The organism is Hyphomicrobium methylovorum (assembly GCF_013626205.1).
Classification (GTDB): domain Bacteria; phylum Pseudomonadota; class Alphaproteobacteria; order Rhizobiales; family Hyphomicrobiaceae; genus Hyphomicrobium_B; species Hyphomicrobium_B methylovorum.
Map to the genome: position 1 here is coordinate 255158 of NZ_QHJE01000001.1, position 13471 is coordinate 268628.

General features: G+C 61.5%; 12 protein-coding genes. 3 read left to right on the forward strand and 9 right to left on the reverse strand.

From position 1 onward, the window contains the following. Positions 1–103: 103 nt before the first annotated feature. Entirely contained in the window at positions 104–1417 is a 1314-nt protein-coding gene (locus DLM45_RS01245; RefSeq protein WP_181335187.1) for an NAD(P)/FAD-dependent oxidoreductase, read from the reverse strand. A gap of 163 nt (positions 1418–1580) precedes the next feature. Between DLM45_RS01245 and DLM45_RS01250 the strand changes: the two genes are divergently transcribed. Continuing rightward, positions 1581–2069 carry a thiosulfate oxidation carrier protein SoxY gene (locus DLM45_RS01250; RefSeq protein ID WP_181335188.1) on the forward strand — a complete coding sequence of 163 codons (489 nt, stop codon included), beginning with the start codon at positions 1581–1583 and terminating at the stop codon, positions 2067–2069. A gap of 7 nt (positions 2070–2076) precedes the next feature. Next, on the forward strand, positions 2077–2406 hold the full coding sequence (soxZ, locus tag DLM45_RS01255) for a thiosulfate oxidation carrier complex protein SoxZ (protein ID WP_181335189.1): 330 nt from the start codon (positions 2077–2079) through the stop codon (positions 2404–2406). Between the two features lie 24 nt (positions 2407–2430). Here soxZ and cimA read toward each other — a convergent pair whose 3' ends face one another. The 3 genes from cimA to cysS form a co-directional block, all read right to left on the reverse strand. Beyond that, positions 2431–4068 carry a citramalate synthase gene (gene cimA, locus DLM45_RS01260; RefSeq protein WP_181335190.1) on the reverse strand — a complete coding sequence of 546 codons (1638 nt, stop codon included), beginning with the start codon at positions 4066–4068 and terminating at the stop codon, positions 2431–2433. After that, entirely contained in the window at positions 4065–4580 is a 516-nt protein-coding gene (locus tag DLM45_RS01265) for a GNAT family N-acetyltransferase (RefSeq protein ID WP_181335191.1), read from the reverse strand. Before DLM45_RS01265 ends, cimA begins: the two co-directional genes overlap by 4 nt. A gap of 584 nt (positions 4581–5164) precedes the next feature. Further along, positions 5165–6604, reverse strand: coding sequence for a cysteine--tRNA ligase (gene cysS, locus DLM45_RS01270; protein WP_181335192.1), 1440 nt, complete (start codon positions 6602–6604; stop codon positions 5165–5167). A 255-nt stretch (positions 6605–6859) separates the two neighbouring features. On the opposite strand from cysS, the gene DLM45_RS01275 reads away from it, so the two are divergent. Continuing rightward, complete coding sequence (locus DLM45_RS01275) at positions 6860–8059, forward strand: DUF2865 domain-containing protein (protein ID WP_343062223.1); 1200 nt, start codon at positions 6860–6862, stop codon at positions 8057–8059. A gap of 59 nt (positions 8060–8118) precedes the next feature. Here DLM45_RS01275 and gltX read toward each other — a convergent pair whose 3' ends face one another. The 5 genes from gltX to DLM45_RS01300 all read right to left on the reverse strand — a co-directional run bounded on the left by gltX (position 8119) and on the right by DLM45_RS01300 (position 13463). After that, positions 8119–9489 carry a glutamate--tRNA ligase gene (gene gltX, locus DLM45_RS01280; RefSeq protein WP_181335194.1) on the reverse strand — a complete coding sequence of 457 codons (1371 nt, stop codon included), beginning with the start codon at positions 9487–9489 and terminating at the stop codon, positions 8119–8121. Then, the gene (locus tag DLM45_RS01285) at positions 9486–11162 is read right to left on the reverse strand and encodes an NAD+ synthase (protein WP_181335195.1); all 1677 of its coding nucleotides are present in this window, start codon (positions 11160–11162) and stop codon (positions 9486–9488) included. The genes gltX and DLM45_RS01285 overlap by 4 nt, the downstream gene beginning before the upstream one ends. Before the next feature lie 54 nt (positions 11163–11216). Next, positions 11217–11378 (reverse strand): hypothetical protein, encoded by a 162-nt coding sequence (locus DLM45_RS01290; protein ID WP_181335196.1) that lies wholly within the window; start codon positions 11376–11378, stop codon positions 11217–11219. A gap of 78 nt (positions 11379–11456) precedes the next feature. Then, positions 11457–11870 carry a universal stress protein gene (locus DLM45_RS01295; protein WP_181335197.1) on the reverse strand — a complete coding sequence of 138 codons (414 nt, stop codon included), beginning with the start codon at positions 11868–11870 and terminating at the stop codon, positions 11457–11459. 189 nt (positions 11871–12059) lie between these two features. Further along, entirely contained in the window at positions 12060–13463 is a 1404-nt protein-coding gene (locus tag DLM45_RS01300; RefSeq protein WP_181335198.1) for a class II 3-deoxy-7-phosphoheptulonate synthase, read from the reverse strand. Positions 13464–13471: the final 8 nt, after the last annotated feature.

Here is a 13471-nt window from a genome sequence, read left to right on the forward strand (position 1 = left end):
GCTGCGCGAAAAATCTTAAAGAAGAGGGGTCATGCCGGACGGCACTCCTCAACATTATAGGCATTTGGGATCGGCCCTTGGCGGTTTCGACCCGGAACGCCGCTTACGGTTCCGTCATTTGCGGTTCCTGGCCGAACAGATCGGCAACGGCCGCCTGATACCAGTCCTGGCTCTCCTGATAGACCTGATGGCGTATATCGTCGCTATCGTCGGGCCTGGAGATGAACTCGCCGCTTGGGGCGAGGTATGGGCGGCCCTTCAGTATCCCTGGCGCGTAGTCGCCGCCGATCTTCGCGCTATTGCCCGGCGCGACCATCGACCAGCACGTGTTGCTATACGTTCCCTTCTCCCGCGGTTTGCCGGAGAGGTCTGCGATGATGTCTGCCGCGACGACGCCTGCCTGACTGATCGCCGAGAAAGCAGACTTCGGCATGTCGGCTGCGATGGCAGCGTCTCCCAGAACGTAGACGTCACGCGCTTTGGTCGAGGCGAAGTTTTCCGGATGGATCGGGCACCAGTCGCCTTCCGTCAATCCGGCCTTGGCGGCAATCGCGCCCGCGCGTTGCGCCGGAATGATGTTTGCCACGGCCGCGCGGAATGTCTGCCCCGAGCGCGTTGTCACTTCGCCTGTTGCCGCATTCACTTTGACGACTGCGAAGTCGTCGATCTCGTTCGTGAGATTGAGCTCGATGATGTCATCGTAAAATTCTCGGAAGGCTTCTTCGAATACCGCCTGTTTCGAGAACGTCTTTTTTGCGTCGAGGATAACGAGCTTCGCGTTGCGTTTCTTTGTCTTGAGAAAATGCGCGATCATGCAGGCGCGTTCATAGGGGCCGGGCGGACAGCGATAGGGGTTCGGCGGCGCAGACATGACGACGAGACCGCCGTCGGGCATCGCCAGCAGCTTTTCCTTCAGCAGCCACGTTTGCTCCCCACCGATCCATGCGTGCGGCATCAAGCGCGCGGCTTCGGGCGAATAACCTTCGATGGTTTCAAATTTGATGTCGATACCCGGCGCGACGACGAGGCGATCATACCGGAGCGGCGCGGAGTCCTTTGCCAACGTGACGGTTCTGGCGGCGGTGTCGATTGCTGTTGCTGTGTCGTGAATGACGGTGACGCCACGCTTCCTCACGCCCTCGTAGTCGAAGGTGATCGAACGGAACGAGCGAAAGCCGCCGAGGTAAAGGTTCGAATAGAAGCAGGTCGTGTACTTCTCTTTCGGTTCGACGAGCGTGACGGCAATGTCGGGATCCGCCGAGCGTAAGCGGTTCGCTACTGCGGCCCCGCCCGCCCCTCCGCCGATGATAACGACATGCGCGGGCCCCGCAGCCAAAGCCGGACGCGAGATTTCGGGCAGCGCCGCCGCGGCGCCTGCCGCGAGCAGCGCAAATTTCCGGCGCGTTATCTCTTGCATCGTCCGAACCCTTTTCGCCGTGATGCGGCCCGAAGTACCAGACGCATAGTCCGCCCCTCTCCGAGCTGGTCTTGGCAGAGCGCAAATTGCCCTGTAACCGGTAGCTGAGCAATCGGCTTCTTAGATGACGCCACAAAGGGTTATCCGCCTTCGAGATGCCATAGTGCGTAAATTGATTACAATCTCAGTCATGGATCGCCGGTCGTTTCTCGTTTCGGCTTCTGCCGCTTCGTGCATGCTGGCGAGTATTGGCCGCGTGGCAGCCGAAAATGCTTCGGCGCCGGAGCGCAGCCTTCAGTTCGATTCCGAATTCCAGGCCATCATCGGCAGCGCAACGCCGGTTGAACACGGCCTAACCGTCGATCTGCCCGAGCGCGCCGACAACGGAAATTTCGTGCCGATCACGATCTCTGTCGAAAGCCCGATGACCGACGCCGATTACGTCAAAACAATCCATCTGCTTTCGACGGCCAATCCGGTTGCCGGAGTTGCGCGGTTTCACCTGTCGCCTCTCAACGGGGTCGCGCGCGTACAAAGCCGGCTGCGCCTCGCGAAGTCGCAGGACGTCGTTACCCTCGCCGAGCTTTCGACCGGCGACATGCTGATCGCGACGTCGTTCGTCAAAGTCTTGATCGGCGGCTGCGGGTTGTGAGGCGCTCATGACGAAACCCAATCCGCGCATCAAGCTGCCCGAGAGCGCCAAGGCTGGCGAGATCATCGAGGTGAAGACGTTGATCACGCACATCATGGAAACCGGCAACCGTCACGACAAGCATGGCCGATTGATCTCGCGCAACATTATCAATGCATTCGTCGCGCTCTTTGGTGACGTGGAGGTTTTTCGCGCCGAGTTCGGTCCGGGCGTTTCGGCAAATCCTTACGTCGCGTTTCAGTTGCGCGTGCCAGGACCCGGCGCGTTCGATTTCGCGTGGACGGACGATCAGGGCGTGACAACAACAGCGCGCGAGATCTTGAACGTCGTGACATAAGCTCGACGGCATTCGAGCGTCACATCAGCCCGCAGGCGCTCCATCCCGCAGCAGCTTGTAGTTGATGCCATCGAGCAGCGCTTCGAAGCTCGCGTCGATGATGTTTGGCGATACGCCGACGGTCGTCCAGCGTTCGCCGGTTCCGATATCCTGGCTTTCGACCAAAACGCGCGTTACGGCGTCGGTGCCGCCCTTATGGGTTTGCGTGAGGATGCGGACCTTGTAGTCCACCAGCTCCACGTTCTGGATGTGCTTCTGGTAGCGGCCGAGATCCTTGCGAAGAGCGGAGTCGAGCGCGTTTACCGGACCGTTGCCTTCTCCGAGAGAAACAACCGGCTCGCCGTCACCTGCAATCGAGACGGTTACCGTGGCTTGCGAGCGCGAACCGCTTCCATTGCCGTTTCCATTCCCGTTGAGCGCGCGGGATCGTTCGACAGTCACACGGAACGACTCCACCGAGAAAAAGCGCGGAACGCTTGCGAGGCTGCGGCGCGCGAGGAGCTCAAACGAGGCTTCGGCCGCCTCGTAGGAATAGCCTCGCGCCTCTCGCTCCTTCACTTCGTCCAGCAGCGCATGAACGCGCGGATCGTCTTTGTCCGCAGGCAGACCAAGACGCTCCAGCGCCGCCGTCATTGAAGAACGTCCGCCCTGCTTTGAAACGAGGATGCGCCGCTCGTTGCCGACGCTTTCGGGTGGCACATGCTCGTAAGTTTCAGGCGCTTTGATCAAGGCGGATGCGTGAATACCCGCTTTGGTCGCGAAGGCGCTTTCGCCAACGTAGGGCGCATGGCGATCCGGCGCTTCGTTCAGGATTTCATCCAGCACCCGGCTGGCGTGCGTCAGGTTCCGCAGCCTCTCGGGCGTGATGCCGGTCGAGAAGGCATCCGCGAATTCGCTCTTGAGCAATAGTGTCGGGATGACGGACGTCAGGTTGGCGTTGCCGCACCGCTCACCGAGACCATTCAACGTTCCCTGGATCTGGCGACAGCCTGCGCGTACCGCCATCAAGGTATTGGCGACGGCGTTTTCGGTATCGTTGTGGGTGTGAATTCCAAGGTTCGCGCCGGGCACGTGCTTCGCAACCGTTCCGACGATGCGCTCAATTTCATGCGACAGAGTTCCGCCGTTGGTATCGCAAAGGACAACCCAGCGCGCACCGGAGTCGTATGCCGTCCGCGCGACAGCGATCGCGTACTCCGGATTGGCTTTGTAGCCGTCGAAAAAATGCTCGCAGTCGATCATGGCTTCGCGCTGCGTTTCCACGATTGCGCGCACGGATTGGGCGACCGCGCCCAGGTTTTCCTCGTTAGAGATTCCAAGCGCGACGCGCACCTGATAGTCCGATGCCTTGGCGACGAGGCAGATGCTATCGGCGGCGGACTGCAGAACGGCTTGCAGGCCCGGATCGTTTGACACCGAGCGGCCGGAGCGCTTCGTCATGCCGAACGCGGTGAAGCGCGCGCACTGTAATTCGGGCCGGGCGGAAAAGAGCGCTGTGTCGGTCTCGTTGGCGCCGGGATAGCCGCCCTCGATATAGTCGATGCCCAACTGGTCGAGCACGCGCATCAGCCTGCGCTTGTCTTCGAGCGAAAAATCAACGCCCGTCGTCTGCGCACCGTCACGCAGCGTTGTATCGAACAGATAGAGGCGCTCTTTGCTCATGACGGTTTGGCGGCAGGTGCTGAACTCTTGTCGGCTGCGGCGAGCGGCTTTTTCATTGTCGTGTTTGACAACCATTGGTCATCAAGCGGCACGGAATTGCGCCGCACCGGTTCATAGCCCCGCCCGGCGAAAAACGGCACGGCCGTATCGCTCGCGTCCACCGAAATCTCGTTTGTGCCGCGTGCGGCTGCTATTTTTTCCAGTGCCGCCACCAGCGCCGAGCCGATACCCTCGCCCGCATATTCCGGATGGACGAAGAGCATATCGATGATCTTGTTGTCCTTCAGGGAGGCAAACCCCAGATACTCACCGTCGATCTGAACGATGAGCGTCAGTGCGCCTGCGAGCCGATTGAGAAATGCCTCGGCATCCACGGCGGACGCCGCCCATGCCAGACGCTGATCTTCATCGTAGTCGTCGCCCGTCAACTCTTCGATGCTTTGCGCAAAAAGATCGCGCAGGGCCATCGTATCGGCCGGCAAAAACGGACGGAGCGGGTAATCTTCGGTCATCGACGCTGTACTTACTGAACGGGTATGAATGAATCGATTATTCGGCGCGCGGTCGTTCGCAAATGTGCGTGCATGCGCGTCGCCCCCGACGCCTATCGTTGCACGCGGCGCGATGCAAGATCTTTAGCGCGGATGTGAAGATTAAGATGCGCGTGTCGGCTGCGCCGAGCTTAACGCTGGATCCCCGGCCGTCATTCGCTTTGCTCACTTGGCCGAGGATGACGGAAGAAGCTGCGGGGTTGCGGGTGCTTCGCCCTCGACCGTCATTCTCGGTCGAGCGCGGCAGCGCCGCGTCGAAGACCGGAAATCCAGCGCAAAGGTCGCCGAAGGCACGTTGGCCCTACCAGCCGGACGTCATTGGTGCGAAGCGGAGATTAAGAGACCCACGTCGGCTGCGCCGAGCTTGACGCTGGATCCCCGGCCGTCATTCGCTTCGCTCATTCGGCCGAGGATGACGGAAGACGCTGCGGGGGTGCTTCGATTTCGACCGTCATTCTCGGTCGAGCGCGGCGACGCCGCGTCGAAGACCGGGAATCCAGCGTAAAGGTTGCCGAAGGCACGTTGATGACGGAAGGGGCGTGTGGTTAGCGCGCGACTTCCCACGTCGTTTCGATTTCGCCGGTGGTCTTGTTCTTTACGTCTTTCACAGTGATGCCCATTGCAGCGAGTTCGTCGCGGATGCGATCGGACTCGGCGAAGTCTTTGCGTTTGCGCGCTTCGAGGCGAGCGGTGACGAGTTCCTGAACACGAGGGTCCGCCTGCACATCCTGGTTTCTCAATTTGTTCGCGGCTGCCATGACGTCTGTAAAGCCGAGGAGTTCCAGACCCAGGCGGAAACTCGTCAGCGCAGCTTCGTCCCCCGCCTTGGCTGCTTTGTAGAGACCATGCATCTGCGTGATGAACTGCGGTGTATTCAGATCGTCCAGCAGCGGATGCTCGTCGGGTACGCGCGCCGATATGCCGATCGTCGAAACGCCAAACGCGAGATCGGACCAGCGATTGAGGATGGCTTGCGCCTCTTCCAGTCGCTTGACGGAAAAATCGATCGGCTCGCGATAGTGCGTCATCAGCATCGCGAGGCGAAGCACTTCGCCGGGCCAGCGGCGGCCGCCGAACTTTTCCATCGTCAGAAGCTCATTGATCGTGATGAAGTTGCCGAGGCTTTTCGACATCTTCTCGCCCTCGACCTGCAGGAAGCCGTTGTGCATCCAGACCTTCGCCATCACGGGCGTGCCGTGCGCGCAGCGCGATTGCGCGATTTCGTTCTCGTGGTGCGGGAACGCGAGATCGATGCCGCCGCCGTGAATGTCGAACTCGGGGCCAAGCAACGCGCCGGACATGGCGGAGCATTCGATGTGCCAGCCGGGGCGGCCGGGCGTCGCGATGCCAGCGGGTGACGGCCACGCCGGTTCGCCGGGCTTCGATGGCTTCCAGAGCACGAAATCCATCGGCCCCTTCTTGTACGGCGCGACCTCGACGCGGGCGCCCGCTTCCATCTCGTCGAGCGAGCGGTTCGAAAGGCGGCCGTAGTCCGGCATCGAGCCGACGTCGAACAGAACGTGGTCTTCAGCGACGTAGGCATGTCCGCGCGCAACGAGGGCGTCGATCATCGACACCATGTCCTCGCGGCCGTCATCGCGGCGAATATATTCCGTGGCGCGCGGTTCGTACTTCGGTTCGAGAACGCCGAGCGCGGCGATGTCGGTGTGGAACTGCTGCTCCGTCGCCTCCGTGACTTTGCGGATGGCGTCGTTCAGCGGCAAGGTGGGATAGTCGCGCGCGGCGCGGGCGTTGATCTTGTCGTCCACGTCGGTGATGTTGCGAACGTAGGTGACGTGTTCCGCCCCATAGACGTGGCGCAGCAAACGGAACAGCACGTCGAAAACGATCACCGGGCGCGCGTTGCCGATGTGGGCGTAGTCGTAGACCGTCGGTCCGCATACGTACATGCGGACGTTCTTGTCATCGATCGGCTTAAAATCGGCCTTTTGCCGGGTTAGCGTGTTGTAGAGCTTGAGCGCCAAGATTCGTCCTCGTCGAATGGTCGGGCCGCCTGTTATGGCGGACTATGCCACAGCGCGAAAGACCGGGGATAACTTTGGCCTCAGGCTGTGGCAACGCCATTCGGCGGCGTCAAGCGCTTGAAGGGGTTTACAAAAGCCAAGCGGTCGCAATTGCTCCGCATTGACCGTCTAGCAAATGGCTGCTTAGGGTCCCGGAATGCCCGTTCGGGCACCAGACGCATGCACAAATTTGACCATCGGTTCGAGGCCCCCGGCGTGAGCCAAGCGATCGCGCATCTCCATATCATCCGCCGCCTGCTTCTCGCTTTTGTGGCGGTGGCGGCGACGCTATCGGCCGTGCCGAATGCAGCCTCGGCACAGAGCTGGTGGCCGTTTGGCGGTAATGATGAGGAAGCGCCGCGCCCGCCCGTGCCGCGCGAGCCCGTTTACCGCGAGCCGCCGGGCAATGTTCCCGCACCAATCCCGCCCGACAATCAGCCGCCGCCCGGCGCTCCTCCGGGCTATTCCAATGCACCGCGGCCGGCTCCTGGTGCTCCGTCATCCGCTGTCGGCGGCGGCGGATCGTCCACCAAGGGCCCGATCTGCTATCAGCTCGAACAGCGGCTTGTGCAGGAAGGCCAGAAGTCCGGCCAATCGCGCAACCAGCTGCCGCAAATCGAGGACGAAATTCGCACCGTCGACCGTGCGTACCGCAGCGGCCAGCAGCAGCTCGATCGCGGCTGCTACGAGTCGTTCCTGTTCACGAAGACGTTCCGCAACTCGCCCCAGTGCAAGGATCTTGCGCGTCAGGTCGAGCTGTCGAAGCGCAAGCTCGCGGACCTTGAGGCGAAGCGGCAGGACATCATGGGATCGTCAGGCCGGTCGTATCAGGACGACATCATTCGCGAACTGGCGCGCAACAACTGCGGCGCGAATTACGTCGACATGGCGCGGCGGCGCACGGACGGCATGTGGGAAGACGAAGAGTCGAGCGGCAACAACACGTGGTCGCCCTCAGCAGCGCTCAACGGTGCGCAGACGTTTCGTACGGTGTGCGTGCGCCTCTGCGACGGCTTCTATTTTCCGGTGAGCTTCTCAACGCTGCCCAGCCACTTCACGCAGGATGCGGATTCCTGCCAGTCCAAGTGCGCGGCGCCGACGGAGCTTTACTACTATCCCAATCCGGGCGGCTCTATCGATCAGTCGGTCGCGCTCGGATCACAAGAACCCTATTCGAAGATGAAGTCCGCGTTCCGGTATCGGAAGGAATACGTCAACGGCTGTTCGTGCAAGACGGCCGAGTTCGTTCCGACGGACGCAGCCGGAAAGGCCAAGAAAGCTGAGGTAGAAGCCGCGGCTGCCGCGAGTGGCGGCGCTGCCGGTCAAAACGCCGTCAATACCGGAACGATGCCGCCCGCAGCGGGCGCGCCTGCTGACGCCGGCGACGCTTGGCACACCGAAGCCCAACCGCAGTAAAGAGTTTTTGGGTTACTCGCGCGACTCCGCTTTGGGGAGCCGGAGGCGGGGTAGAATGTTTACGAGCGGCGGCCAGCGAGACGAGCGAGCGCACGCTCCCGGCCTATGAAGGGTAGAAGCGTTTTCAACTCTGGCCCCGCCTCGCGCGCCGTCAATGCCAGCCGCAACGGGTGAAACAGAGCGCGGCCCTTAGCGCCGGTCGCGGCTTTCACAGCGGCGGTCCACGCGCTCCAAGTGCTTTCGTCCCACGGCTCCGCGGGAAGCACCGCGGCTGCTGCGGCGGTCGCGTTTGGATCTTCAATCACCGGATCGATGTCGCGCGTGGCGATATCCCACCACATACGCGCATCGGGGAGAACTTCGAGGTTGCCACGTACCGCGTGCCAGAACGCTTCGCCGCCCCCGACACCAAGTTCGTTCAGGTGCCCGGCGACATCGGCGTAGTCGAGATGATGCAGAAGCTTGCCGTTGAGCGTGCGCAGCTCCGCCACATCGAAGCGGCCGGGCGCGGTCGATATCTTGGAGAAATCCAGTTTCGCTGCGAGTTCATCGCGTGACGTCAACGGCTCGATCGCGTCGGACGTGCCGACGAGCGCAGCATGGCAGAGAACCGCCATCGGCTCGATGTTCGCGTCACGGAAGCTCTGGATCGATAGAGCGCCGAGACGTTTCGAAAGCGCCTGACCGTCGGCACCGACCAGCAGCGAGTGATGACCGAACGCAGGCGCGTCCGACCCCAGCGCCTCGAACAGTGCGACCTGCACGCCGGTGTTCGTGACGTGATCCTCACCGCGCACGATATGCGTAATCGCGAAGTCGATATCGTCGATGACGCTCGTCAGCGTGTAGAGGAATGTTCCATCCGCGCGGATCAGAACTGGATCCGACAGCGAGCCGAGATCGACCGTCTGGTCGCCGCGGATCAGATCGTTCCATGAAACGAGCGTCGGCTGCGGCACGAGGCCAGTCACCTCTTCCGTGTTCGGCAGCCGGAAGCGCCAGTGCGGGGTTTCACCGGCTGCGATCCTGGCTTCAACTTCGGACAGCGTGAGTTTCAACGCAGCGCGGTCGTAGATCGGCGGGCGGCGCATCGCGAGCTGACGCTTGCGGCGACGATCGAGTTCTTCTTCCGTCTCGAAACAGGGATAGAGGACGCCCGCGCTCTTGAGCCGGACAACCTGTTCTTCATAGCGTTCCGTGCGATCGCGCTGGCGCGCTTCTTCGTTCCACGTGAGGCCGAGCCACGTGAGGTCGTCGCGAATAGCATCCGCGAATTCTTCGGTCGAGCGCGCGGCGTCGGTGTCGTCCAGGCGCAGGAGGAAATTTCCGCCGTGCTTCTTCGCGAACAGCCAGTTCAACGCCGCCGTGCGGATATTGCCGATGTGGAGACGCCCCGTTGGGCTAGGAGCAAAACGGACTCTCGGGGTCATTTGCGGGTGCTCGTTGTTTCGCGAAACCAGTTGGTGATCGGGTAGCGGCGATCTCTGCCGAAACTGCGCGCGGAAATCTTGATGCCAGGCGCTGCCTGACGGCGCTTGTACTCCGCGAGATAGAGTAACCGTTCAACCCTGCCGACCGTTTCAGCGGAATGCCCGCGTGCGACGACATCTGCAACCGGCATTTCATTCTCGACCAGACACCGCAGGATGTCGTCCAACTCGTCGTAGGGCGGAAGCGAATCCTGGTCGGTTTGGTTGGCGCGCAATTCGGCCGTCGGCGCTTTTGTTATGATGCGCTCCGGAATGACAGTGCCAGCGGGGCCGAGGCCACCTTCCGGCACGTTCTCATTGCGCCAGTTGCTCAATTGATAGACCTCGGTCTTGTAGAGGTCCTTGATCGGATTGAAGCCGCCGTTCATGTCGCCGTAGAGCGTGGCGTAGCCGACGGACATCTCGCTTTTGTTGCCGGTGGTGACGACCATGTGGCCGAACTTGTTCGAGATCGCCATGAGGATTGTGCCACGCACGCGGCTCTGTAGATTTTCCTCGGTGATATCCGAATTGGTCCCGGCGAAAATATCCTTGAGGCTCCACGTCAGCGCCGAGACCGTCGGCTCGATGGAGATCTTGTCGTAGCGGATGCCAAGCGTTTTGGCGCAAGCGGCGGCGTCTGCGAGACTCTCGTCCGACGTGAACTTCGACGGCAGCATGACGGCGTGAACCTTTTCGCTGCCCAGCGCATCGACAGCGATGGCCGCAACGAGGGCGGAATCGATTCCGCCCGAAAGTCCAAGCACGACTCCCGGAAACCTGTTCTTGGTCACGTAGTCCCTGAGGCCCAGAACGGAAGCGTGATAGGCGGCTGCTGCGCCTTCGGCGATCGGCGTCACTTCGCTCGGTTTGCAGCGCCACCCGTTCGGCGTCTTCTCCCATTCGGTGACGAGGAGGCCTTCGCGCCACGCGGGCAACTGCACCGGCAGGCTGCGGTCGCTATTCAAGACAAACGATGCGCCGTCGAACACAAGCTCGTCTTGGCCGCCCACCTGATTGACGTACATGAGCGGCAAACCGCTTTCCGTCACACGCGCAATTGCTGCGTTCATGCGATTGGAAAACTTCGGCCAGTCGAATGGCGAGCCGTTGGGACTGACGATGAGTTCGGCGCCGGTTTCGGCCAGCGTTTCGACGACCTCGGGTTCCCAGATGTCTTCGCAGATCGGCAACCCGATGCGGACGCCGCGGATGTTGACCGGTCCCGGCATCGGACCTGGCGCGAACACGCGCTTTTCATCGAACACACCGTAATTCGGCAGGTTGTATTTCAAGCTAATGCTGGCGATGCGACCGCCGTCGAGCACGGCAACGGCGTTGTGCGGCTTTTCCTTCTCTCGCCAGATCGCGCCGATGACGACAGCGGGCCCGTCCTTGCAACGCTCCGCGAGGCGTTCGAGCGTCCTCCGCGTTTCGTCCTGAAATGCAGGTTTCAGCACGAGGTCTTCCGGCGGATAGCCGTTGAGAAACAACTCAGGGAAAACGACGACGTCGGCGCCGAGCTTTTTTGCGTCGGCGTGTGCATGCTCAGCGCGGCGGGCGTTACCTTCGAGGTCGCCAACGACGGGATTGAGTTGGGCAATAGCGATTTTGAGGGAAGCCGGTGAGATCATGCAGCGTTATTAAGGCGAGCCGCTGCGCCGGTCCAGCGTCGGCCGGTCGCGCCGTCAATCATCGTCGTCATCGCAGGCCACGGGGAATTCGACATCCGGATCCCAGCAGATGCCGGGCGGTTGAACGCGGGACGCGCTTCGCCCATCCGCTGCTGCGGCTATCCCCTCAACCGTAATAACAGCGAGGAGCGTGGCGAAGACGAGACGTACCCACAAGTCCGCCCCTCCAGATAGCCGGGCGGCGGCCCAAAACGGCCGCCGCTCGATGCCTATTCATAACCTGGCCATCACCCGTTAACGGGCGATCATAACCGTGCAATGAGCCTTGCCCGCGATATCGGCCGCGACGGACCCAAGCACCAGACGCGACAGCCCATGCTTGTCGCCCGTTCCGGTTACGATGATATCGAAATCATCCTGCTCCGCATAGGCGACGATCCCGGCGGACGCCTCGCGGCTCCGTAGAACCACGATCTGAGCGTTTTTGGCGCCGGCTGCTTCCGCGATTTTTTTGGCGTCGGCAAGCGTCTTTTGAACGTCAGCGTCGTCATGGGCATAAATCTGGCCGCTGCGCGCGCCGCCGATCAAAACGTTTACGGTTGCGATCGTCAAAGCGGAACCGAGCTTGGTCGAAAGCTCAGCGGCGAGTTCAACTGCTTTGTCGGAATGCTTGGTGCCATCAACGGCACATAGGATTTTGTGAACCATATTATCCTCTCGGAGGGGGCTGGCCTTAAGGAGCTTGCGGGGAACCCGCGCTGGCATACTGCTCTAAAACAACCTGCGGTGGCCAGTCCCATTCCAACGCAAAACGTCCCGCGAAACCCGGTTAACGGCTTCGCAGGACGAATTATGACGTACGCATCCTGATGCGAATGCTAATTTGATCGTGCTAATTCAAGCGATCAGCGTTCTCGGTTCGAAGCGCGCATCTGTATCGCGCTCTTTCCTAAGCTGACCCGCCACGAGGAACGCGAGCTCCAACGCCTGGTCGGCATTGAGACGCGGATCGCAATGCGTGTGGTAGCGGCTGGACAGATCCTGCTCGGAGATCGCCGTCGCGCCACCGGTGCATTCGGTGACGTTCTGGCCCGTCATCTCCACGTGGATGCCGCCCGCGTGCGTACCTTCCGCACGGTGGATCTCGAAGAACGCGAGGCTCTCCTTGAGGATGCGATCGAACGGCCGCGTCTTGTAGCCGTTGACGGCCGAGACGGTGTTGCCGTGCATCGGATCGCATGACCAGATCACCGAGCGCCCTGCCTTTTTGACGGCGCGGATCAGCTTCGGCAGATGCGCCTCCACCTTGTCGAAGCCGAAACGGCAGATGAGCGTCAGGCGGCCAGGCTCGTCCTTCGGATTGAGCTGGTCGATCAGGCGCAACAGACCGTCCGCATCGAGCGACGGACCGCACTTCAACCCGATCGGGTTCTTGATGCCACGGCAGTATTCGATATGCGCATGATCCGGCTGGCGCGTACGGTCGCCGACCCAGATCATGTGTCCGCTGGTTGCGTACCAGTCGCCGCTGGTCGAATCCTTACGCGTCAGTGCTTCCTCGTAACCGAGCAGCAGAGCTTCGTGGCTGGTGTAGAAATTGGTCGTGCGAAGCTGCGGCGTGTTTTCGGGCGTGATTCCGCAGGCGCGCATGAACTGCAGCGTCTCGGCGATACGATCGGCGAGTTCCTGATAGTGCTGGCCCTGCGGGCTATCCTTCACGAAGCCCATGTTCCACTGATGCACGCGCTCAAGATCGGCATAGCCGCCGGTCGCGAACGCGCGGATCAGGTTCAGCGTCGCCGCAGACTGACGGTAAGCTTCAAGCTGACGGTTCGGGTCCGGGATGCGCGCTTCGGGGGAAAAGTCCGGTCCGTTGATGATGTCGCCGCGATAACTCGGCAGCTCCACACCGTCCTTCTTCTCCATGGGCGAAGAACGCGGCTTCGCGAACTGACCGGCGATGCGGCCCACCTTCACAACGGGCTGGCCACCGGCATACGTCAGCACCACCGCCATCTGAAGGAAGACGCGGAAGAAATCGCGAATGTTATCGGCCCTATGCTCAGCGAAGCTTTCGGCGCAGTCTCCGCCCTGAAGCAGGAAGCCGTTGCCGTTCGCAATCGCGGCGAGCTGCTTCTTGAGGTCCCGCGCCTCGCCTGCAAAAACGAGCGGCGGAAACGTCGTCAGACGCGCCTCGACATCCTTCAGCACGCGGGCGTCCGGATAATCCGGAACCTGCAGGATCGGCTTGCTGCGCCACGTGTCTGGCGCCCATTTCTCAGTCTGACTGGCAGATGCCATCTTGAACT